Below are 21,540 nucleotides of genomic sequence, written 5' to 3' on the forward strand. Positions count from 1 at the left end.
GCTGGTGGTGCGGCATGCCCCCTATGGTGTTTCGACGGTAGCACAGCGTTACAGGGGTCGCAATCTGCCCGCGGGGTGAACCGCCGCATGCAATACACGCGAATGCGGCATCCATCACGCTCGGGCGCACCCGCCGCGGGCGGAAGCACTTGCTACCATCCGGCGCAAGTGTCCATGGGCATCTTCGTCAGCATCGCCTCCTACTGCGACCCCGTCCTGCCGTTCACGCTGGAACGGGCCGCGGCCATGGCCTCCGACCCCGCCGGCCTGCATTTCGGCGTGGTCGACCAGTCCCCGGCAGGCAGCCCGCGCCCCTTCCTCCCGACGGGCGGCGCCCGCCTGAGCCAGGTGCAGCTGGACGTCGCCGACGCCCGGGGACCCTGCTGGGCCCGCGCGATCGCGATGTCGCTCTACGACGGCGAGGCGTGGTTCCTGCAGCTCGATTCGCACATGGACTTCGATCCCGGCTGGGACGAGCGCCTGGTGGCGCAGGCGCAGGAACTCGGCGCGCCGGCGCGCGACCTCGTGCTCACGACCTACCCGGATGCGTTCCGTTTCGTCGACGGACAACCGGTGCGCCAGCCCACCGCATCGGGCGTGCTGGCGCAGGTGCTCAGGCCCGGCACCACCTTCGCGACCGACCACCCGGTGCTCTCCTTCGAGGCGCAGCCGGTTCAGAGCAGCGTGGCCCTGCCCGCCTTCCACGTGGGCGCCGGCTGCCTGTTCGCGCCCGGCCGGATCGCGCAGCAGCTGCCCTACGACCCCTGGCTGTACTTCCACGGCGAGGAACAGGCCTATGCCCTGCGCCTCTACACGCACGGCTGGGACCTGTTCCACGTCCCGGGCCTGCCGATCCACCACCTGTACAACGATCCGGGCTCGGGCGCGCCGCCGCGGCCGCTGCACTGGGACGCGGCCCACGATGCCCTGCGGCAGACCGGCTGGTGGAGCCTGGAGCAGCGCTCGCGCGCACGGCTGGCGGCGCTGGTCGCCGGCGAAGATCTCGGCGTCTACGGCCTGGGCTCGGCGCGCACGCTGGCGGCGTATGCGGACTTCTGCGGGATCGACTACGCGGCGCGCACCCTGGCACCGCGCGCGTTCACCCCCCGGCTCCCCTAGGGCGCCTCGAGCAAGAGCGAGCGCGCCAGGCACAGGTCGGCCCAGGCCCGCCCCTTGTCGGCCGGCGTGCGCAACAGCAAGGCCGGATGGAAGGTCACCACCACCGGGACACCCTCGAAGCGATGCACCTGCCCGCGCAGGCGCCCCGGCGGCTCGTTGTTCTGCAGCACGGCCTGCACCGCGAAGCGACCCATCACGAGGATCACGCGCGGCTGCAGCAGCGCGACCTGGCGGCGGAGGAAGGCGAGCGATTGCGCGACCTCTTCCGCTTCCAGCGACCGGTCCTGCGGCAGCCGGCACTTGAGCACGTTCGTGAGGTAGGCGCCCTTGCGGCGGCCGGCGCCGACCGCCGCCAGCATGTTGTCCAGCAGCTTGCCGGCGTCGCCGGCGAACGGCAGGCTTTCGCGTTCCTCGTCCTCCACCGGCGGCTCGCCGATGCACAACCAGTCGGGCCGGGGGTCCCCGATGCCGAAGACGGCCCGGCGCCCGCGCGCATTCGCCCACTCCGCCACTGCTTGCTGCAGTTCGTCCCATCCGAGGGCATCGACCTCCGACGTCGCCCGAGGCGCCGCCGCTACCACTTCCACGGGGATCGGCACGGGCGCCTGCATGGATCCTGCCGGCCGCACGTCGGCCATCGCCGCCGCTGGTCGGGGCGGCGCAGGGGAGGTGACGGCGGTCCGCCCGCAGGAGCGGGGGTCGAAGACCCTCACTCCCATCTCTTCCAGCATGGCCCGCTGGCGCGCGTCGAGGGCCAGGCTCACAGCTTGTAGCTCATCACGATGGCGTCCTCGCGGCCCTGCTCCGCCGGGTAATAGTTGCGCCGCTCGCCGACGCGGCGGTAGCCGTAGCGCTGGTACACGTGCTGCGCGCGGACGTTGCTGGTGCGCACTTCCAGCCACAGCCACTGCGCGCCCTGGCCGCGCGACCACAGCGCCAGGGCGTCGAGCATGACACGGCCCCAGCCCTGACCCTGGTACGCCGAGTCCACCGTGATGTTCAGGAGGTGCACTTCGTCGACGCCCCGCATGGCCACGAAGTAGCCGATGAGGACCTCCCCGGCGCACAGCAACTGCGCTTCGTAGCCGGACCGCAGCGAATCCGCAAAATTGCCGCGCGTCCAGGGATGCGCATAGGCGCGGCGCTCCACCGCCACCACCTCGTCGAGGCGGGCTTCGGTCATGGGCTCGAAGCCCGCTTCCATCGTCCGGAAGACTGCACTCATGGCATTCCCGCCGCGGCCGTGCCGCGCAGCATGTCCTTGCGCGCGCGGTCGGCCGCGCGCTCCTCGGTAGTTTGCGCCACTTTGTCCCGCACGTAGAGCGGCAGGGCCCGGGCGGCCTCGTGGGCGGTGCCATCGGCGAGGGCGGCGGGCGCCAGCCGCAGCAGGGCCCGGGCCGTGGGAAGGACGGCGCAGCGCGGCATCCCCGCCGGCAGGCGCGCCGCATGCAGCTCGACGGCGTTGCCGGCCAGCGTCCAGCCCGCGGGCGCCTCCACCGCTTCCGGCCGCAGCAGGGCTGGCGCCCGGCGCTGCGTCCAGCCCCCGCCATCGCGTTCGTAGGCGGCCGCATAGACCTCGTCCATGCGCGCATCGAGCAATGCAACGACCCGCTGGGCGCCGCAACGGCCGTGGGCCTCTTCGGCCACCGCCAGCAGGGTGTCGATCGGCAGGACCGGGACGCCGCTGCCGAAGCCAAGGCCCTGGGCCACGGCCGTCGCCGTCCGCAAGCCGGTGAACGAGCCGGGCCCGCGCCCGAACGCGATCGCATCCAGCTGCGCCAGCCGCAAGCCGGCGCGGGCGAGCAGGTCCTGGATGGCCGGGATCAGCGCGGCCGACGCCTGCGCGCCGCCGGGGCCGGCGTGTTCGAACAACGGCCCCGCGGCGCCCGCGCGGACGGCGACGGAGAGCGTTTCGGTGCTGGTGTCGAAGGCGAGCAGGTTCACGGAAGTCCCGGGGCAGTCCGCCATTATCGAAGCTTCGCCGACCCATAATGGCGCGCATGCCCCTGCGCCGGTTCCGCATCGCCTGCTGCCTCCTGGCCCTTGCCGCGGCGTCCGCCGGCGCACAGCGCCTGCCGCCCGAAGTGGAAGCGGCCCTGGCCGAGGCCGGCCTGCCGCGCGAGGCCGTGACGCTGCTGGTCGCGCCCGCGGAAGGCGGCACGCCGCGCCTCGCGCACCGGGCGGACGTCCCGGTGAACCCGGCGTCGATCACCAAGCTGACCACCACCTACGCGGCGCTGGAGTTGCTGGGCCCCACCTTCAGCTGGTCGACGCCCGTCTATTTCGACGGGCCAGTGCGCGACGGCGTGCTGTACGGCAACCTCGTCATCAAGGGCCAAGGCGACCCCAAGCTCGTCATCGAGCGCCTCTGGCTGCTGCTGCGCCGGGTGCAGGCGGCCGGGGTGCGCTCCATCGCCGGCGACATCGTCCTGGACCGCAGCGCGTTCGCGGTGCCGGCGCGCGACCCGGCGGCGTTCGACGGCGAGCCGCTGCGGCCCTACAACGTGGGGCCCGACGCGCTGCTGGTGAACTTCAAGACCGTGACGCTCACCTTCACGCCCGAGGCGGGGACGGCTCGGGTGCGGGCGGAGCCCGCGCTGGCCGACGTGCAGTGGCCCGCCACGGTGCCGCTGGCGGGCGGCGAGTGCGGCGACTGGATCACGCCGCTGCAGGCCGACTTCCGCAACCCGGCGCAAGTGCGCTTCGGCGGCGCGTTCCGCGCGTCCTGCGGCGAGCGCGTCTGGCAGCTCGCCTTCCCCGATGCCGGGGGTTACGCCGCGCGGGCCGTCGCCGCCACCTGGCGCGACATCGGCGGGCAGCTGCGCGGAGGCGTGCGCGAGGGCCTCGCGCCGGCCGGCGTGGCGCCCGCATTCGAGTTCGCCTCGCCGCCGCTGGCGGAAGTGGTGCGCGACATCAACAAGTTCAGCAACAACGTGATGGCGCAGCAGCTGTTCCTCACGCTGTCGCTGCAGCTGCGCGGCTCGGGCACCCTGGAAGGGTCGCGCGAGCTGCTGCGGACCTGGTGGCGCGACCGTTTCGGCGGGGAACCGCCCGTCACCGACAACGGCTCCGGCCTGTCGCGCACGGAAAGCATCTCGGCGCGGCAGCTCGCGCAGATGCTGCAGGGCGCCTGGGCCTCGCCGCTGATGCCCGACCTGGTGGCCTCGCTGCCCGCGCTGGGGCTGGACGGGACGCTGCGGCGCCAGCGGCAGAACGTGGGACTGGCGCACCTGAAGACCGGCAGCCTGAACGAGGTCACCGGCGTGGCCGGCTACGTGCACGGGCCCGGCGGCCGCCGCTACGTGCTCGTCGCGATCGCCAACCACCGCAAGGCCGGCGCGGTGCGCCCGGCCATCCAGGCGCTGGTGGAATGGGCCGCGCGCCAACCGTGACCGCATGACCGAACTCGTAGGCTACTTCGCCGCCGCCCTCACCACCTGCAGCTTCATGCCGCAGGCCTGGCTCACCTTCCGCACGCGCGACGTGCGCGGCATCTCGCTCGGGATGTACAGCGTGTTCACCCTCGGCGTGGCGCTGTGGCTCGCCTACGGCGTGCTGCAGGGCGCCTGGCCCATCATCGTGGCCAATGCGATCACGCTGACGCTGGCCAGCGTGATCCTCGCGATGAAACTGCGCTACCGCAATGCGGAGCGGACTACCAGCGTTCCTTGATGCGGGCCTGCGCGAAGTCGCCGAACAGGCGGTGCGCATGCGGCGTGGGATACACGCGGTCGGCGAAGAGGTAGCGGTTGTACGTGCTCTCGCGCACGTCGCCGGCGCCACATTCGCTCGAGTCCACCTGGCCGCCGCCGGTGCCGATGCCGGTGTCCGGATCCCCGGAATCGATGGACGTGCAAGCCGGCACCGTCACCACGCCCAGGTCGTAGCCCGCCGCGTTCGAGTAGTAGACGTTGAACTCGCGCTCGGCGTCCACGTACAGCAGCTTGTCGCCCAGGTCTTCCAGGCGCACCAGGAGCTCGGTGTTGAACTCGCGCGTGGCGGTCTCGAACAGGGTGCTTTCGCCGGTCTCCACCGCCCAGGGGGTACGGCCGAGGTTGATGGGCGGCACCACGACGACGTGCGTCGCGCCCGCGTTCACCAGGCGGCGCACCTGCGCGGCCAGCTCGCGCGCGGCCAGCTCCACGGCGGCAATCATCTGATCGCGCGTCTGCGCGCCCGAGCGGGCCGCCTCCGCCTGCACGATCAGGTCGGACGTGCCTGCATTGACGATCACCAGGTCCAGCGCCGTCGGCGTGGCGGTGGCCAGGAAGGTGTCGATCTGCTCCTTGACGGTCGGCGTGCTCGTGAGACCGCCCGCGTCCGGCTCGGCCACCACGCGCGCGTTGCCGGTCGCATAGGAGTACCCGCCGGCGGAGGACGCCGCCAGGGGCCGGCCGTACGAGTCGGCGACGAACTGGGTCCAGTTGTTGACCGAGCCGTCGTTGACGGTGTACCGGGACCCGTTCTGGCCCAGGTCCGCCATCGCGTCGCCGAACGCGACGATCCGGCTGGGGGTGAATTCGGATTCGACGCTGCCGCCGCCGCAAGCGGCCAGCAGCAGGGCGGACGCGCCGGCCACGAGCCAGCCGCGACGCAACCACTGAGATGCCATGGAAGTTCTCTCCGGGTGAAACCGGCGAGTTTAGCGACCCGCCGGTCAAGGGGTGGTAAAGGGCTATCCGGCGGCCGCCCGCTGCAGGCGGTCGCGCACGCCGTCCCAGTCGGGGTCGGCCGGCGGCGTCTCCACCCAGATCAGCTTGACGCCCTGCGCATCGAAGTCGCGCAGCACGGCGAACAGCTGGCGCGCCGTTTCCGCCGCGTCGTCCGGCATGCGGCGGTGGTGGCGCGAGCGGCTGCGCAGGGCACTGCGGGCATAGACCGCGATGCCGGCCGCATCGGCGCCGAGCAGGTCGAGGGCCGTCTGGAGGCTCTTCGCATCCATGAGGCGCACCTTGGCGTCGGGCGCATAGTGGGACTCGAGCGTGCCGGATGCCCGGGGCGCGGCGTCGGGCCGCTCCTCGGGCAGCCACAGCCGCTCTCCACACGCGGCCTCGATCCGGCTGCGCGCCAGCGTGCCCGGCCGCAGCAACACGGGCGCGCCGCGGGTGCAGTCGACGATGGCGGATTCGATGCCGACGGGCGTCGCGCCGCCATCGAGCACCAGCAGGTCCCCGCCGAACTCCGCGGCGACGTGCTGCGCGGTGGTGGGGCTCACGCGGCCGAAGCGGTTGGCACTCGGCGCCGCCAGGCCGCGGACCGGGGGCGTGGCCCCGGCGCAGGCGAGCAGCAGCGCGTGCGCGACCGGGTGCGCGGGACAGCGCAGCCCGATCGAATCCTGTCCGCCGGCGGCGGCCGCGCCGACGTCCGGGCGGCGGCGCAGGATCAGCGTCAGGGGTCCGGGCCAGAACGCCTGCATGAGCCGCCGCGCCACGGGCGGGACCTCCGCCGCGAAGGCTTCGGCGGCGGCGGCATCGGGGACATGCACGATCAAGGGGTGGTCGCTGGGCCGGCCCTTGGCCGCGAAGATCTTCGCCACCGCGCTTTCATTGCCGGCGTCGGCCCCGAGCCCGTAGACGGTCTCCGTGGGGAAGGCGACCAGGCCGCCGCCCGCGAGGAGCTGCGCCGCCTGCGTCACCGAAGCCTCTTGGGCGCCGTTCAGGATCATGGCGTCAGAACGTCGCGATCCCGAGCTGCCGCGCCGCCGCGAGCGCGGTCTCGCGCGCGGCTGCCGGTGTCGGGCCCGTCAGCGTCAGGTGGCCCATCTTTCGGCCCTTGCGGGCCGACAGCTTGCCGTACAGGTGCAGGTGCGCGCCCGGCAGGGCCAGCACGCCGGCCCAGTCCGGCGTCGCCTCGGCAGCGCCCCTGGCGAACCACAGGTCGCCCAGCAGGTTCAGCATGACCGCGGCACTGTGCTGGCGCGGCTGCACCAGCGGCAGCCCCGCCAGGGTGCGCACCTGCAGCTCGAACTGGGAGACATCCGCGGCATCCATGCTCCAGTGGCCGCTGTTGTGCGGGCGCGGTGCCATCTCGTTGACGACCAGCGAGCCGTCCTCGAGGCCGAAGAATTCGACGCACAGCACGCCGACGTAGTCGAGGCCGTCGGCGATCCGGCGCGCGGCGGCGATGGCGCGATGGGCCTGGGCGTCGGGGATGCAGCCTTCGTGCACTTCCGTCACGGCCAGGATGCCTTCGCGATGCAGGTTGCGCTGCACCGGCAGGTGCACCATCGCGCCGTCGTGGCCGCGCGCCACCACCACCGAGCATTCGAAGGCCAGCGGCAGCAACTTCTCCAGCACGCAGTCCGCGCGCCCGAGCTGCTCCCAGGCGGCGCGCAGTTCGGCGCGGGTGCGCACGCGCGCCTGGCCCTTGCCGTCGTAGCCGAGCCGCGCCGTCTTCAGGATGCCCGGCAGCAGGTCGTCGTCGACGGAGGCGACTTCTTCCTCGTTCGTGACCACGGCATGCGGCGCGCAGTCGACGCCGCACCGCACGAAGTGCGCCTTCTCTAGCGCGCGGTCCTGCGCGATCGCGACCGCCGCCGCCCCCGGCGCGACGTCGCGGTGCTGCGCCAGCCGCGCCAGCGCGTCGGCGGGGACGTTCTCGAATTCCGTGGTGATCGCCTGCGCGTGCCCGCACAGGGTGGCCAGGCCGATCTCGTCCAGGTAGTCCGCGCGCACGTGGTGGTGGCTCACGCGTCCGGCGGGGCTGCTTTCGTCCGGGTCCAGCACCGCCGTGAAGTAGCCCATGCGCTGCGCCGCGTGCACGAACATGCGCCCGAGCTGTCCGCCGCCCATCACCCCCAGCGTCGCCCCGGGGAGCAGCACCTTCGGTCCGCTCATGCGGGATCCCGGGGGGGCAGGCTCATGGCACGGGCGGCTTCGGTCTGCCGGGCACGGTACGCCTCGAGTTTCGCGCGCAGCGCGGCGTCGTGGCCGGCCAGCATGGCCACCGCGAACAGCGCCGCATTGGCCGCGCCGGCCGCGCCGATGGCGAAGGTGGCCACCGGGATGCCCTTGGGCATCTGCACGATGCTGTGCAGCGAATCGACCCCCTGGAGGTGCCGGCTCGCCACGGGGACGCCCAAAACGGGGACCGTCGTCTTCGCGGCGAGCATGCCGGGAAGGTGGGCGGCGCCGCCGGCACCGGCGATGATGGCCTTCAGCCCGCGGCCGGCGGCCGCCTCGGCGTAAGCGAACATGTCGTCCGGCATGCGATGCGCCGAGACGACCTTCGCCTCGTGCGGGATGCCGAATTCCTGGAGAATCTGCACCGCTTGCTGCAGGGTGTCCCAGTCGCTGCTGGAGCCCATCACGACCCCGACTGTCACGGTGCTCATGTCCATAGAATCCCCGAAGAAGCCCCGATTTTACTTTTCCGCCCGGAGGGAGCCGGCATGATCGACGTCACCATCGAGAACTTCGAACAGGAGGTCATCGCCGCCTCCCTGACCCAGCCGGTGCTGGTGGACTTCTGGGCGCCCTGGTGCGGGCCCTGCAAGGCGATCGGTCCCATCCTCGAAAAGCTGGAGGTCGCCTACGGCGGCGCCTTCAAGCTGGTCAAGATCAACTCCGACGAGGAGCAGCAGCTCGCCGGCGCGTTCGGCATCCGCAGCATCCCGACGGTCATCCTGCTGAAGAACGGCCAGCCGGTGGACGGCTTCATGGGCGCGCTGCCGGAAGGCAAGGTCCGCGAATTCCTGGACAAGCACGTGCAGGCCCTCGCGCCCGAGGACGAAGAGGCGGAGGAAGCCGCGCTCGAGGAGCCCGCCGCCCTGGATCCCGCCGCGCAGCTGGAGAAGCTGCAGCACGCGGTGGCGACCGACCCGGCCAACGACGATGCCCGCTTCGACTACGTCAAGGCGCTGCTGCTCGCCGGCCGCGAGGACGATGCACGCCGCGCCTTCGAGCCGGTGGCGAACAAGGCCGCCGTCGTGCGCCGCGTCGACGCCTTGGCGCGCTGGCTGGACGCGCTGTCCTTCGCGGCCAGCCAGCCGAAGGCCGCCGAGCTCGATGCGAAGATTGCCGCGAACAAGCGGGACTTCCAGGCCCGCTTCGACCGCGCCCGCCTGCTGTTCGCGCAGCAGCAGTGGACCGCCGCGATGGACGAGCTGCTGGAGATCCTGATGCGCGACAAGGCCTGGAACGAGGACCTGGCGCGCAAGACCTACATCGCCATCCTGGAAGTGATCGAGCCCCCGAAGCCGAAGGTGGCCGAAGGACAGATCCCGCCGGACGACCCGACGGTGGCGACGTACCGTCGCCGGCTGTCGTCCGTGGTGCTGAGCTAGCGGGTCACCATCACCACGCGCTGCGCGGGAACGCGCACGCGCAGCTCCACGAGCTCCCCACCGGTGCGCAGTTTCGGGAAGGCAACGCCTTCCACTTCGACCGTGCCGGCGGCGACGGCCGGCACCTGCGTCCTGCGGCCCGGCGCCTCGCCGTCCGCTTGGAAGAGAGGCGCATCGCCGTCGCAGCGCGAAAGCAGCGCCGGCTGCGCCAGCCGGGCCTGCTTCACTGCGGCGAGCGCTTCGCGGCTCGCGGCGGTCACGACGCGGCCATCGCCGCCGAGCAGTTGCACGCCGGCCAGCCGCGGCGCCCATCGGGCGTCGCTCAGGCGGCCGGCGACGATGCATTGCGCTTCGGATTGCGCGAACGCCGGGGCGCCCAGCAGCGCCGCGGCGGCGAGGAGGAAGAGGCGGTTCGTGCGCATCGAACCAGCATAGCGCGCAGGCCGGCGCTCGGCGCGGGCCTTTACATCCGGCAACTCAGGAGGTCAGCCGCTGCAGCGCCTCGCGGTACTTGGCCGCGGTCTTCGCGATCACTTCCTGCGGCAGGTGCGGCGCCGGCGGCGTCTTGTCCCAGGGCTTGCCGTCGACCTTGACCTGTTCCAGCCAGTCGCGCACGAACTGCTTGTCGTAGCTCGGCGGGTTCTCGCCGCGGGCGAACGCCGCTTCGTAGCCTTCCACCGGCCAGTAGCGCGACGAGTCCGGCGTCAGCACCTCGTCCATCAGCACCAGCCGGCCCTGCGGGTCGAGGCCGAACTCGAACTTGGTGTCGGCGATGATCAGGCCCTTGGTCAGGGCGTAGTCGGCCGCTTCGCGGTAGATGCGGATGCTGGTCTCGCGGATCTGCTCCGCCAGTTGCGGCCCGATCATCTCCACGACCTTCTCGTACGGGATGTTCTCGTCGTGGCCCGAGGCCGCCTTGGCGGCCGGCGTGAAGATCGGCTCCGGCAGCTTGCTGGCGTTCTTCAGGCCGTTCGGCAGCTTGACGCCGCAGACCGACCGGCTCTCCTGGTACTCCTTCCAGCCGCTGCCGGCCAGGTAGCCGCGGACGACCGCCTCGACCAGGATCGGCTTCAGGCGCTGGACGAGCATCGAGCGGCCCTGCACCTGCGGCACCTCGGCCGGCGTCACCACGCTTTCGGGGGCCTCGCCCGTCAGGTGGTTCGGGCAGACGTGTCCCAGGCGGCCGAACCAGAACAGCGCCATCTGCGTCAGGATCTCGCCCTTGCCGGGGATGGGCTCGCCCATGATGACGTCGAAGGCCGAGAGGCGGTCGCTGGCCACCATCAGGATGCGGTCGCTGCCGACCGCATAGTTGTCGCGCACCTTGCCGCGCGCGAGCAGCGGCAGCGAGGCGATGTGGGAGGTGTGGAGGGCGGCGGTCATGCGGCGTGCAAAGCGAAACGGCCCGCAAGGCGCGGGCCGTCCATTATCGCCAAGTGCGAAGCGGGGTCAGTTCACCGTCTGGGCGAGCTCGCCCTGGGCGTACTTCTTCGCCACGACCTGCAGGTTCTCGCCCTTGATCTTGCCGGCCTGGCCTTCGCAGCCGAACTCGATGTAGCGCTGCTTGCAGACCTGCTTGGCGGCCTCGCGCGCCGGCTTCATCCATTCGCGCATGTCGAACTTGTCCGGGTTCTCGGCCAGGAACTTGCGCACCGCGCCGGTCATCGCCAGGCGGATGTCCGTGTCGATGTTGATCTTGCGCACGCCATGCTTGATCGCTTCCTGGATCTCCTCGACCGGCACGCCGTAGGTTTCCTTCATGTTGCCGCCGTACTGGCGGATGATCGCCAGCAGCTCCTGCGGCACCGACGAGGAGCCGTGCATGACCAGGTGCGTGTTGGGGATGCGGCGGTGGATCTCCTTGATGCGGTCGATCGCCAGGATGTCGCCCGTCGGCTTGCGGGTGAACTTGTAGGCGCCGTGGCTGGTGCCGATGGCGATGGCCAGCGCGTCGAGCTGCGTGCGCTTGACGAAGTCGGCGGCCTGCTCGGGGTCGGTCAGCAGCTGCTCGCGCGTCATCGTGGCATCGGTGCCGTGGCCGTCTTCCTTGTCGCCCTTCATGGTCTCCAGCGAGCCGAGGCAGCCGAGCTCGCCCTCGACCGTCACGCCCAGCCGGTGCGCCATGTCGACGACCTTGCGGGTCACGTCGACGTTGTAGTCGTAGCTGGCGATCGTCTTGCCGTCGGCTTCGAGCGAGCCGTCCATCATCACGGAGGAGAAACCGAGCTCGATGGCGCCCTTGCACACGTCCGGGCTCTGGCCGTGGTCCTGGTGCATCACCAGCGGGATCTGCGGGTAGGCCTCGATGGCCGCCTGGATCAGGTGCTTGATGAAGGACTCGCCGGCGTACTTGCGGGCACCGGCGCTGGCTTGCAGGATCACCGGCGCGTTGGTTTCCTTCGCCGCTTCCATGACGGCCTGGACCTGTTCGAGGTTGTTGACGTTGAAGGCCGGGATGCCATAGCCGTTGGCGGCGGCATGGTCCAGCAGTTCGCGCATGGAAACGAGAGGCATGGCAGTTCCTGGAGGTACGACGGAGGGGTGCCCGGCGGCCTTGGTAACCGCCTGGTAACTCGTCGCATTTTAGCGGCTGAGCCTTGCGCCGTGGGGCGCGGGCCTGCCCGCCGGCCTCAGCTCGCGCGCACGATCTTCAGCATGTTGGTGCCGCCCGGCGCGCCCATGGGTTCGCCGCAGGTGATCGCGTAGATGTCGCCGGCCGCCAGGATGCCGCGGGTCTTCAGGTGCGCTTCGGCCTCGGCCAGGGCCATGTCGCGTTCGACGTTCTGGTCCATCAGCAGCGGCCGCACGTTGCGGTACAGCGCCATGCGCCGCTGCGTCACGAGCTTGGGCGTCAGCGCGTAGATCGGGATGTGGATGCGGTGCCGGCTCATCCACAGCGCCGTGGAGCCGGAGTCGGTCAGGGCGACGATCGCCTTGCAGCCCAGGTGGTAGGCCGTGAACAGCGCGCCCATCGCGATGGACTGGTCGATGCGCGAGAAGGACATGCCGCTGAAATCGGCATCGAGCCGCACGTCCTCGGCCATCTCGGCCTCGGCGCAGATGTTCGCCATCTGCTCCACCACCTCGACGGGGTACCTGCCGGTCGCGGTCTCGGCGCTGGTCATCACCGCGTCGGTGCCATCGAGCACCGCGTTGGCCACGTCGCTTACCTCGGCGCGCGTGGGCACCGGCGCGGAGATCATCGACTCCATCATCTGCGTGGCAGTGATCACCACCTTGTCGTGCTCGCGCGCCAGCCGGATCATGCGCTTCTGCAGCGCCGGCACCGCGGCGTTGCCGACTTCCACGGCGAGGTCGCCGCGCGCGACCATGATGCCGTCGCTCGCCTTCAGGATCGATTCGAGGTTGGGGATCGCCTCCGCGCGTTCGATCTTGGCGATCAGCGCCGGCTTGTGGCGGAACTCGGCGGCGGCCACGTTGCACAGCTGGCGCGCCATCTCCATGTCGGTGGCGTTCTTTGGGAAGCTCACGGCGACGTAGTCGGCCTGGAAGGCCATCGCGGTGCGGATGTCCTCCATGTCCTTGGCGGTCAGCGCCGGCGCCGTCAGGCCGCCGCCGTGCTTGTTGATGCCCTTGTTGTTGGACAGCACGCCCCCGAGCTTCACCTTGGTGTGGATGCGGTCGCCCTTCACGTGGTCCACCGTCAGCACGATCAGGCCGTCGTTCAGCAGCAGCAGGTCGCCGGGGCGGACGTCCCGCGGCAATTCCTTGTAGTCGAGGCCCACCGCTTCCACGTTGCCCGGCTCGGTGCGGGAGGCGTCGAGGATGAAGCTCGCGCCGGGCTCCAGGTGCACCTTGCCCTCGGCGAACTTGCCGACCCGGATCTTGGGGCCCTGCAGGTCCGCCATGATCGCGACCTCGCGGCCGGCCGCGTGGCCCGCTTCGCGCACCTGGCGGGCGCGGTCGATGTGGTCCTGCGCGGTGCCGTGGCTGAAGTTCAGGCGGACGACGTTGACGCCGGCGCGGATCATGGCTTCGAGCACGGCGGGGTCGCTGGACGCGGGCCCCAGGGTGGCGACGATCTTGGTGGCGCGACGAGCCATGGACTGCGGTCTCCTGTAACTTAGTTTCGGATTCTCACATGGAAGGCGGAACGGCGCGGTTACCAAGCGCGCGCTTGACGCAGGTCACGACGCGGTCGCCGGCCCCGGCCTAGCATGGCCGGTTCCATGACGACCCTCCAAGCTCCCGTCCCGGCCCACGCGCCGCTGCCGCACCGCAAGCACATCCGCGAATGGCTGTTGCCGCTCTCCGCCCGCGCCACGGCCTGGCCCGTGCTGCTGCTCCTGTTCGACTACGCCCTGCTGCTCGCCGCACTGGGCGGCGCCGTCCTGCTCGGTCCCTGGTGGGCGCGCCTGGCCTGCGGGCTCGCGGCCGGCTTCGTCATCGGGCGCCTGTTCATCGTCGGCCACGATGCCTGCCACCAGAGCCTGACACCGCACCGCCGCCTGAACCAGTGGCTGGGGCGCATCGCGTTCCTGCCTTCGTTCACGCCGTACAGCCTGTGGGAGGTCGGCCACAACGTGGTCCACCACGGCTATACCAACCTCAAGGGGTTCGACTTCGTGTGGGCGCCCTATACCGCCGAGGAGTTCGCGGCGCTGACGCCCCTGCGGCAACGCCTGGACCGCATCTACCGCAGCGGCTGGGCGCCCGGGCTGTACTACCTGGTGGAGATCTGGTGGAAGCGCATGTTCTTCCCGAACCGGCGGCACATGCCGACGCGCCGGCGCGTGTTCCTGCTCGACAACCTGCTGGTCTCCGGCTTCGCGCTGCTCTGGATCGGCGCGCTCGCCGTTCTCTCGCACGCGACCGGGGAATCCTTCCTTGCGCTGCTGCTCACCGGCTTCGTGGCGCCCTTCGTATTCTGGTGCGCCATGATCGGCTTCGTCGTCTACGTGCACCACACGCACACGGCGGTGCACTGGCACGACGAACGCGCCGCCTGGTCGCGCTCGCAGCCCTTCGTGTCGACGACGGTGCACCTCACCTTCCCGCTGGGCCTCGGCGGCGCCATGCACCACATCATGGAGCACACCGCGCACCACGTGGACATGACGATCCCGCTGTACAAGCTGAAGCAGGCGCAGGCGAAGCTGGAGGAGATGCTGCCCGGGCGCATCATCGTGCAGCCGTTCTCCTGGCGCTGGTACTTCGACACCGCGCGCCGCTGCAAGCTCTACGACTTCGCCCGCGACGGCTGGACCGACTACGCGGGGCGGCCGACTTCGCCGGCCCCCGCCGCCTGAGCCGTCAGCCGTTCGCGCGCTTCTGCAGGATCTCGAAGGCCGGGAGCGTCTTGCCTTCGAGCACTTCCAGGAAGGCGCCGCCGCCGGTGGAGATGTAGCCCACTTCCTTCTCGATGCCGTACTTGGCGATGGCCGCCAGCGTGTCGCCGCCGCCGGCGATGCTGAACGCGTCGGACTCCGCGATCGCGCGCGCGATGGTCTCGGTCCCCTTGGCGAACGCATCGAACTCGAACACGCCGACCGGCCCGTTCCAGACGATGGTACCGGCCGACTTGAGCTGCGCGGCGAGACGGGCGGCCGTTTGCGGCCCGATGTCCAGGATCATGTCGTCCGGTGCCACGTCGCGCGCCGCCTTGACGGTCGCGGGCGCATCGGGCGCGAAGCCCTTGGCCACCACCACGTCGGTCGGGATGGGCACTTCCGCGCCGCGGGCCTTCATCGCCTCGATCACCGCCTTCGCGTCGGCGAGGAGGTCGGCCTCGGCCAGCGACTTGCCGATCGGCAACCCGGCCGCCAGCATGAAGGTGTTGGCGATGCCGCCGCCCACGATCAGCTGGTCCACCTTGCCGGCCAGCGCCTGCAGGATCGTGAGCTTGGTCGAGACCTTGGAGCCGGCGACGATCGCCACCAGCGGGCGCTTCGGCTGCGCGAGCGCCTTCGTCAGCGCATCGATCTCGGCGGCCAGCAGCGGACCGGCGCACGCGACCTTGGCGTATTGCGCGATGCCGTAGGTGGAGGCCTCCGCGCGGTGGGCGGTGCCGAAGGCGTCGTGCACGAAGATGTCGCACAGCGCCGCCATCTTCTTCGCCAGCTCCGGATCGTTCTTCTTCTCCCCCTTGTTCAGGCGGCAGTTCTCCAGCAGCACGACCTCGCCGGGCTGCACGTCGACGCGGTCGATCCAGCCGGACTTCAGCGGCACCGGGCGCCCGAGCAGCTCGGACAGGCGCTGGGCGACGGGGGCCAGCGAATCCTCCGGCTTGAACTGTCCTTCGGTCGGCCGTCCCAGGTGCGAGGTGACCATCACCGCCGCACCGCCGGCCAGCGCCATCTGGATGCAGGGCACCGAGGCGCGGATGCGCGTGTCCTCGGTGATGGTCCCGTCGTCGTCCTGCGGCACGTTGAGGTCGGCGCGGATGAAGACGCGGCGGCCGCGGGCGCGACCCTCGTCGCACAGGTCGGAGAAGCGGAGGACGTTCATGGCAACAGCTCGGGTTGGGGCAAAACCCCGATTCTAGGAAGGCGCGACCGGGCCGGGCTACCAGCCGAGCCCGAGGTGCAGCGGCAGGTACACCGCCATGCCCACCAGCAGGGTGGCCAAGACGCTGCGGCGCCAGAAGAAGACCGCGGCGCCGGCAGCGGCGGCGAACAAGCGCGCGTCCTGCCAGGTCGCGACGAGTTCGCCGTTCGTCATCACCACTTCCGGCACGACCACGCCGGCCAGGGCGGCCACCGGGGCGTAGTGCAGCGCGCGGTGCGCCCAGGCCGGCAGCGACCAGGGCCGGTCGAGGATGAAGAAGAAGCAGCGCGTGAGCACCGTCACGCCGGCCAGGCCGAGGATGATGAACAGCGTCCAGCCGTCGGTCACGCCCCTCATGCGGCCTTCTCCCGCGGCGGTGCCGGCGGCACCCGCCCTTCCAGCCAGAAGCAGGCGAGCACGGCGACCGCGATGGCCGCCACGATGTTCAGCTTCAGCGGCAGCGCGTAGGCGGCCACCGCCGCGGCACCGGCGATCACCGCCGCCAGGATGCGCAGGCGCGTGTTGGCGAGCGAGCACAGCACGCCGACCAGGCACAGCACCCCCGCGAAGCCGAGACCCCAGGCGCTGGGGATCAGGTTGCCGAGGGCCACACCCAGCAGGCTCGCGCCGGTCCACGCGCACCACGTCAGGAAGTAGTTGCCGGCGAGGAAGGACTCCTGCCCCAGCTGCTCCGCGGGCTCGGTCGCCGGTTGCGGGAAGCGGCCGGTGAAGATCGCATAGCTCATGTCGGCGGTCAGGAAACCGTTCACCAGCCGGCGCCAGCGCGGCAGGTGCATGAGGTAGCTGCGCAGGTGCAGGCTGAAGACCACGAAGCGCAGGTTGACGCAGAAGCCGGTCGCCCACACCACCCAGGCCGGTGCGCCGGCCACGATGAGGGGGATCGCCGCCAGCTGGGAGCTGCCGGCATAGACGAACAGCGTCATCGCGACGGCTTCGGGCACGCTCATGCCGGACTTCACCATCGCCACGCCCGTCATCAGCCCCCACGCGGCGATGCCGGGCGCCACCGCGCTGCTGGCACGCATGCCCTCGCGGAACAGCGGATGCCGGTGGATCTCGCGCCGGAAGAACATCAGCGATCGAAACGCTGGCCGGGCTCCAGCGGGAAGCCGCGCAGGAAGTCCGCGGCGGGCAGGCGCTTGCCGCCCGGCCGCTGCAGTTCCGTGATCTCGAGCCGGGTCTGGCCGCCGCAGGCCACGCCGATGCCCCGCGCGTCGACGGCCACCACGGTGCCCGGTTCGACGCTGGCGCGCCCCGGCAAGGCGTTGGCGCGCCAGACCTTGATGGTTTCCCCCGCCGCCTGCGCCGTCGCGCCGGGGAACGGGTCGAAGGCACGGATGCGCCGCTCGATCACGTCGGCCGGGAGCGTCCAGTCGATCGCCGCTTCGCCCTTCTCGATCTTGTGCGCATAGGTGACGCCCTCGGTCGGCTGCGGCACGGGCTTCAGCCCCCCGCAGGCCCCCAGTTCGAGCGCCTCGACGACCATGCGGCCGCCCAGCACCGCCAGCCTGTCGTGCAACGTCGCCGTGCTGTCCTGCGGCGAGATCGCGACCCGCTCGCGCAGCAGCATGTCGCCGGTGTCCAGGCCGGCATCCATCTGCATGATGGTGACGCCGGTTTCCGCGTCGCCGGCTTCGATGGCCCGGTGGATCGGGGCGGCGCCGCGCCAGCGGGGCAGCAGCGAGGCATGGATGTTCAGGCAGCCGAGACGCGGCAGGTCCAGCACCCATTGCGGCAGGATCAGGCCGTACGCCGCCACCACCAGGACATCGGGCGCCGCCTCCAGCAGCGCCGCACGTGCGGCCTCGGCGTCTTCCGGGAACTTGCCGTCGAGCCGCAGGCTGCGCGGTTGCGCCACGGGGATCCCGTGCGCCTGCGCGAAGGCCTTGACCGGGGACGGCTGCAGCTTCATCCCGCGGCCGGCGGGGCGGTCCGGCTGGGTGAGGACCAGCGGCAGCGCGAAGCCGGCCGCGTGCAGGCGCTCCAGCGCAACCTGCGCGAAGACGGGCGTGCCCGCGAAGGCCACCCGCATCACGGGCGGTCGTTGGGCGTGTTCACGTGTTCGATGGCGGGATGGGCCCGCTGGACCACGCCCTGCGGGTCCACGTACACGTGATAGAACATGTTGCTGTTGGCCAGGTCGCGCCAGCGGTAGGTCATCACCGTGCCGCGGAAGCTGCCGACCCCCTCCAGCAAGGCGGGCGGTCCGAACTCGCGCTCGATGTCCGCCCGCGTCCAGCGTCCCGGTTCGATCCGGTGGAACTCCGCTTCGGTCAGGACCTGGCGGGACCGGACGACGCGCCCGGCCGGGTCGAGGTCCACCATGAACGCGTAATGGCCCAGGGGCTGCAGCGTGTACTGCAGGCGCTGGCCGCCGCCGGGGAGATCCACGACCCGGGACGGCGCGCCCGACTGCGCGATCACCTGGTCGCGGGTGGCACCGGCGGGAACCCCGACCGCGTGCCAGGGATGCGCGCAGGCGCCCAGGAGGGCGAGCGCGGCGAGGGCAACCAAGTGGCGCATGGGAGTCCCTTCCTCAGACGCGCTCGGTGTCCCGGCGCGCCTTGATCATCTTGGTCTTGATGCGGTTGCGCTTGAGCGGCGACAGGTATTCCACGAACACCTTGCCCAGGAGGTGGTCCATCTCGTGCTGGATGCAGACGGCCAGCAGGCCCTCGGCCTGGATGTCCCGCACCTTGCCGTCGGCGTCGAGCGCCCGGACCGTCACCGCGCTGGAGCGCTCCACGCCGTCATAGATGCCGGGGACGGAGAGGCATCCCTCGTCGCCCACCTGCTTCTCGTCGCTGGCCCAGATGATCTCGGGGTTGATCAGCACCAGCGGCTGGTTGCGTTCCTCCGAGGTGTCGATCACCACCACCCGCTCGTGCACGTCCACCTGCGTGGCCGCCAGGCCGATGCCGTTGGCGTCGTACATCGTCTCCAGCATGTCCTGCACCAGCGCGCGGATGCGCGCGTCGACCTCCTTCACCGGCTTGGCTACCGTGTGGAGGCGCGGATCGGGGTAACAAAGGATCGGAAGGACGGCCATGGCGGACAGGTGGGGGTGGTGTCGCTATTTTCGCCACTTTTAGCGTCGCGAATGGACCACATGGCCAATAAACATTGCCCGATCAAGGACTTGAGGCCAGAATCGCCAGCAACTTGTCAAGAGCGGACGAAACAGAGATGGCTCCTTCCAAGGCAGCTTTTGGCCTCGCCAACCGCACCATCGTGGCAGTCGCCGCGCTGGTCGTTGCCGGTGGCCTGGCCTCCACGGCTTCGGCACAGAACTACCCGATCACCCCGGCCCAGCGGTCGACGGCGGAACAGGTGGCCAGTGCCGGCGTGCCGCTCTCCGAGCTCGCGCCCAACGCGCCCGACAGCTACACCGTGAAGTCCGGCGACACCCTCTGGGCGATCTCCGGCATGTTCCTCAAGAGCCCCTGGCGCTGGCCCGAGCTGTGGGGCATGAACATGGAGCAGGTGCGCAACCCGCACCGCATCTATCCCGGACAGACCCTCTACCTCGAAAAGCTGAACGGACTGGCCCGCCTGCGCATGGGCCCGGCCGGCGCCGGCCAGCCCACCGAGACGGTGCGCGTTTCGCCGCGCACCCGCATCTCCAGCCTGGCCGACCTCTCGCTGCCGACCCTGCCCCCGCACGTGATCGAGCCGTTCCTCAACGAGGCGATCCTGGTGGAGCGCGCCGAGGAACTCGAACTCGCCCCGCGCATCGTGGCCGGCCCCGCCGACCGCGTGCTGCTCACGCAGGGTGACCGCGCCTACGTCCGCGGCTACGCCGGCACGCCGTTCGTGGAACGGGACCCGAGCATGATCGACACCTATCGCGTGTTCCGCAACGCCACGCCGCTGCGCGACCCGGTGACCGGCAAGGTCCTCGGCTACGAAGCCAAGTACCTGGGCAGCGCCGAACTCGTGCGCAACGAATCCGTCCAGCCGGTGCGCACCAGCAGCGGCGGCACCGAGCCGCTGCTCGTGCCGGCCACCGTCGACATCACGCGCGCCAAGGAAGAGATCCGCGCCGGCGACCGCCTGCTGGCGGCGCCGCCGCGGCAGATCACCAGCTACGTGCCGCGGGCCCCCAGCCAGCCGATCGAAGGCACGGTCGTCTCCGTCTACGGCGACGCGGTGACTTTCGTCGGGCAGAACCAGGTGGTCGTGATCAACCGCGGCCTGGCCGACGGCATCGAGAACGGGCACGTGATGGCCGTCATGAAGGCCGGCCGCCGGATCGACGATCGCACGATGCCGTCCGAGCGCAGGAGCGTGCAGCTGCCCGACGAGCGCAGCGGCCTGCTGATGGTCTTCCGTGCCTACGAGAACCTCTCGTACGCGCTGGTGCTCGAGATCACCGACACCGTGGGCGTCGGCGACCGGATCAGCAACCCGCGCTGAGCGCCGTGGAGCGCGACGAGCTGGCCGGCTGGCTGCGACTCGCGCTCACCCCCGAGATCGGCTCCATCACCGCCCGCCGGCTGCTTGCCAGCTTCGGGCTGCCCGCCACGCTGTTCGCGCAGGATGCCGAGGCCCTGGCGCAGGTCGCCGGGCCTGCAGCGGCGGCCGTCCTGGGCCAGGAACCCGAAGGCCTTCAGGCGCAGGTGGATGCCACCCTGGCCTGGCTCCAGGCCGACCCCGACCACCGCCAGGTGCTCACGCTGGCCGACCCCGGCTATCCGGCTTCCCTGCTCGCCATCGACGACCCGCCGGCCATGCTGTACCGGATGGGCCGGTTCGATGCCGCGCCGCCACGGGCGCTGGCGATCGTCGGCAGCCGCAATGCCACCGCCCAGGGACTGCAGAACGCGCGGCGGTTCGGCCGGGCCTTCGCGGAAGCCGGTGTCACCGTCGTCTCGGGCATGGCACTGGGCATCGACGGCGCCGCGCACGAAGGCGCACTCGAAGGTGCGGCGCCCGATGCGATCGCCACCATCGCCGTGGTCGGCACCGGCCTCGACCGCGTGTACCCCAGGCAGCATCGCGACCTCGCCCACCGCATCGCGGACCGCGGCATGCTCCTGAGCGAATACGCGATCGGGACGCCGCCGTTGCCGGCCAACTTCCCGCGGCGCAACCGCCTCATCTCCGGCCTGTCCCAGGGCACGCTGGTGGTCGAGGCGGCCCTGCAATCCGGCTCGCTGATCACGGCGCGGATGGCGGCGGAGCAGGGCAAGGAGGTCTTCGCGATCCCCGGCTCCATCCACTCGCCCCACGCCCGCGGCTGCCACGCGCTGCTGCGGCAGGGCGCCAAGCTGGTGGAAAGCGCGCAGGACGTGCTGGAAGACCTGCGCTACGTGCTGCCCGCGGACGCTGCAGCACCGGGCGCCGTGGAAGACGCGGCGGGCGAAGACCCGCTGCTGCACGCCATGGGCCACGACCCCGTGGGCCTCGACGCGCTGATCGCGCGCACCGGCATCCCCGCGCCACGCCTGCAGGCGCAGCTGCTGGAACTGGAGCTCGCAGGCCACGTCGCACGCCTGCCCGGCGGCCTCTACCAGCGCATCGCGCAGGCCTGACGCGGCGCCGGCGCGACGCGCCGGTGCAACAAGCGCGCGAAACCCCTTGCGCACGGGCTTCGCTTCCCGGCTATA

At 71.1% G+C, this 21,540-nt stretch carries 24 protein-coding genes; 7 read left to right on the forward strand and 17 right to left on the reverse strand.

Annotation, left to right across the window (positions count from 1 at the left end):
* The first annotated feature begins 174 nt into the window (after window positions 1-174).
* Window positions 175-1,119, forward strand: coding sequence for a GlcNAc-transferase family protein (locus tag IM787_RS07240; RefSeq protein ID WP_227494216.1), 945 nt, complete (start codon window positions 175-177; stop codon window positions 1,117-1,119).
* Here IM787_RS07240 and IM787_RS07245 read toward each other — a convergent pair.
* Genes IM787_RS07245 through tsaB form a run of 3 tightly spaced genes read right to left on the reverse strand, consistent with a single transcriptional unit; the run spans window position 1,116 to window position 3,063 of the window.
* On the reverse strand, window positions 1,116-1,883 hold the full coding sequence (locus IM787_RS07245; RefSeq protein ID WP_354004367.1) for a uracil-DNA glycosylase: 768 nt from the start codon (window positions 1,881-1,883) through the stop codon (window positions 1,116-1,118). The genes IM787_RS07240 and IM787_RS07245 overlap by 4 nt on opposite strands.
* Window positions 1,880-2,344 carry a ribosomal protein S18-alanine N-acetyltransferase gene (gene rimI / locus IM787_RS07250; protein ID WP_193675967.1) on the reverse strand — a complete coding sequence of 155 codons (465 nt, stop codon included), beginning with the start codon at window positions 2,342-2,344 and terminating at the stop codon, window positions 1,880-1,882. The genes IM787_RS07245 and rimI overlap by 4 nt, the downstream gene beginning before the upstream one ends.
* A complete protein-coding gene (tsaB, locus tag IM787_RS07255; protein WP_193675968.1) occupies window positions 2,341-3,063 on the reverse strand; it encodes a tRNA (adenosine(37)-N6)-threonylcarbamoyltransferase complex dimerization subunit type 1 TsaB in 723 nt (240 codons plus the stop codon). Before tsaB ends, rimI begins: the two co-directional genes overlap by 4 nt.
* A 56-nt stretch (window positions 3,064-3,119) precedes the next feature.
* On the opposite strand from tsaB, the gene dacB reads away from it, so the two are divergent.
* Complete coding sequence (dacB, locus tag IM787_RS07260) at window positions 3,120-4,511, forward strand: D-alanyl-D-alanine carboxypeptidase/D-alanyl-D-alanine endopeptidase (RefSeq protein WP_227494158.1); 1,392 nt, start codon at window positions 3,120-3,122, stop codon at window positions 4,509-4,511.
* A gap of 4 nt (window positions 4,512-4,515) precedes the next feature.
* Window positions 4,516-4,791, forward strand: coding sequence for a SemiSWEET transporter (locus tag IM787_RS07265; protein ID WP_193675970.1), 276 nt, complete (start codon window positions 4,516-4,518; stop codon window positions 4,789-4,791).
* On the opposite strand, the gene IM787_RS07270 is transcribed toward IM787_RS07265, so the two are convergent.
* From IM787_RS07270 to purE, 4 genes are all read right to left on the reverse strand, one after another.
* A complete protein-coding gene (locus IM787_RS07270) occupies window positions 4,775-5,731 on the reverse strand; it encodes an SGNH/GDSL hydrolase family protein (protein WP_193675971.1) in 957 nt (318 codons plus the stop codon). The genes IM787_RS07265 and IM787_RS07270 overlap by 17 nt on opposite strands.
* Window positions 5,732-5,794: 63 nt before the next feature.
* On the reverse strand, window positions 5,795-6,784 hold the full coding sequence (locus IM787_RS07275; protein ID WP_193675972.1) for an L-threonylcarbamoyladenylate synthase: 990 nt from the start codon (window positions 6,782-6,784) through the stop codon (window positions 5,795-5,797).
* A gap of 4 nt (window positions 6,785-6,788) precedes the next feature.
* Window positions 6,789-7,955 (reverse strand): 5-(carboxyamino)imidazole ribonucleotide synthase, encoded by a 1,167-nt coding sequence (locus tag IM787_RS07280; protein ID WP_193675973.1) that lies wholly within the window; start codon window positions 7,953-7,955, stop codon window positions 6,789-6,791.
* Complete coding sequence (gene purE / locus IM787_RS07285) at window positions 7,952-8,452, reverse strand: 5-(carboxyamino)imidazole ribonucleotide mutase (protein WP_193675974.1); 501 nt, start codon at window positions 8,450-8,452, stop codon at window positions 7,952-7,954. Before purE ends, IM787_RS07280 begins: the two co-directional genes overlap by 4 nt.
* A 57-nt stretch (window positions 8,453-8,509) precedes the next feature.
* Between purE and trxA the strand changes: the two genes are divergently transcribed.
* On the forward strand, window positions 8,510-9,403 hold the full coding sequence (trxA, locus tag IM787_RS07290; RefSeq protein ID WP_193675975.1) for a thioredoxin: 894 nt from the start codon (window positions 8,510-8,512) through the stop codon (window positions 9,401-9,403).
* Here the strand turns inward: trxA and IM787_RS07295 are convergent.
* The 4 genes from IM787_RS07295 to pyk all read right to left on the reverse strand — a co-directional run bounded on the left by IM787_RS07295 (window position 9,400) and on the right by pyk (window position 13,467).
* Window positions 9,400-9,825 (reverse strand): hypothetical protein, encoded by a 426-nt coding sequence (locus IM787_RS07295; RefSeq protein ID WP_193675976.1) that lies wholly within the window; start codon window positions 9,823-9,825, stop codon window positions 9,400-9,402. The two genes, trxA and IM787_RS07295, sit on opposite strands and share 4 nt — an antisense overlap.
* A 55-nt stretch (window positions 9,826-9,880) precedes the next feature.
* A complete protein-coding gene (locus IM787_RS07300; protein ID WP_193675977.1) occupies window positions 9,881-10,786 on the reverse strand; it encodes a phosphoribosylaminoimidazolesuccinocarboxamide synthase in 906 nt (301 codons plus the stop codon).
* Window positions 10,787-10,852: 66 nt separating this feature from the next.
* Window positions 10,853-11,917 (reverse strand): class II fructose-bisphosphate aldolase, encoded by a 1,065-nt coding sequence (fba, locus tag IM787_RS07305; protein WP_193675978.1) that lies wholly within the window; start codon window positions 11,915-11,917, stop codon window positions 10,853-10,855.
* A 116-nt stretch (window positions 11,918-12,033) separates the two neighbouring features.
* Window positions 12,034-13,467 carry a pyruvate kinase gene (gene pyk, locus IM787_RS07310; RefSeq protein WP_193675979.1) on the reverse strand — a complete coding sequence of 478 codons (1,434 nt, stop codon included), beginning with the start codon at window positions 13,465-13,467 and terminating at the stop codon, window positions 12,034-12,036.
* A gap of 114 nt (window positions 13,468-13,581) precedes the next feature.
* Here pyk and IM787_RS07315 point away from each other — a divergent pair, with 114 nt between their 5' ends.
* On the forward strand, window positions 13,582-14,673 hold the full coding sequence (locus tag IM787_RS07315; protein WP_435531145.1) for a fatty acid desaturase: 1,092 nt from the start codon (window positions 13,582-13,584) through the stop codon (window positions 14,671-14,673).
* 4 nt (window positions 14,674-14,677) lie between these two features.
* Here the strand turns inward: IM787_RS07315 and IM787_RS07320 are convergent, their stop codons facing one another.
* Genes IM787_RS07320 through def form a run of 6 tightly spaced genes read right to left on the reverse strand, consistent with a single transcriptional unit; the run spans window position 14,678 to window position 18,980 of the window.
* Window positions 14,678-15,871: a phosphoglycerate kinase gene (locus IM787_RS07320; protein ID WP_193675981.1), complete on the reverse strand. Its 1,194-nt coding sequence runs from the start codon at window positions 15,869-15,871 to the stop codon at window positions 14,678-14,680.
* 57 nt (window positions 15,872-15,928) lie between these two features.
* Entirely contained in the window at window positions 15,929-16,267 is a 339-nt protein-coding gene (locus IM787_RS07325) for an AzlD domain-containing protein (protein WP_193675982.1), read from the reverse strand.
* The gene (locus IM787_RS07330; protein WP_193675983.1) at window positions 16,264-17,004 is read right to left on the reverse strand and encodes an AzlC family ABC transporter permease; all 741 of its coding nucleotides are present in this window, start codon (window positions 17,002-17,004) and stop codon (window positions 16,264-16,266) included. Before IM787_RS07330 ends, IM787_RS07325 begins: the two co-directional genes overlap by 4 nt.
* A complete protein-coding gene (gene fmt, locus IM787_RS07335; RefSeq protein WP_193675984.1) occupies window positions 17,004-17,963 on the reverse strand; it encodes a methionyl-tRNA formyltransferase in 960 nt (319 codons plus the stop codon). The genes IM787_RS07330 and fmt overlap by 1 nt, the downstream gene beginning before the upstream one ends.
* Window positions 17,963-18,454, reverse strand: a complete 492-nt coding sequence (locus IM787_RS07340; RefSeq protein ID WP_193675985.1) for a hypothetical protein — start codon at window positions 18,452-18,454, stop codon at window positions 17,963-17,965. The genes fmt and IM787_RS07340 overlap by 1 nt, the downstream gene beginning before the upstream one ends.
* Window positions 18,455-18,467: 13 nt before the next feature.
* Entirely contained in the window at window positions 18,468-18,980 is a 513-nt protein-coding gene (gene def / locus IM787_RS07345) for a peptide deformylase (RefSeq protein ID WP_193675986.1), read from the reverse strand.
* 137 nt (window positions 18,981-19,117) lie between these two features.
* Between def and IM787_RS07350 the strand changes: the two genes are divergently transcribed.
* Complete coding sequence (locus IM787_RS07350; protein ID WP_193675987.1) at window positions 19,118-20,347, forward strand: LysM peptidoglycan-binding domain-containing protein; 1,230 nt, start codon at window positions 19,118-19,120, stop codon at window positions 20,345-20,347.
* Between the two features lie 5 nt (window positions 20,348-20,352).
* Window positions 20,353-21,465, forward strand: coding sequence for a DNA-processing protein DprA (gene dprA / locus IM787_RS07355; protein ID WP_193675988.1), 1,113 nt, complete (start codon window positions 20,353-20,355; stop codon window positions 21,463-21,465).
* Window positions 21,466-21,540 lie beyond the last annotated feature (75 nt).

Origin of the sequence: Ramlibacter pallidus, assembly GCF_015070875.1 — a bacterium.
GTDB classification, from domain to species: Bacteria; Pseudomonadota; Gammaproteobacteria; order Burkholderiales; family Burkholderiaceae_C; genus Ramlibacter; species Ramlibacter pallidus.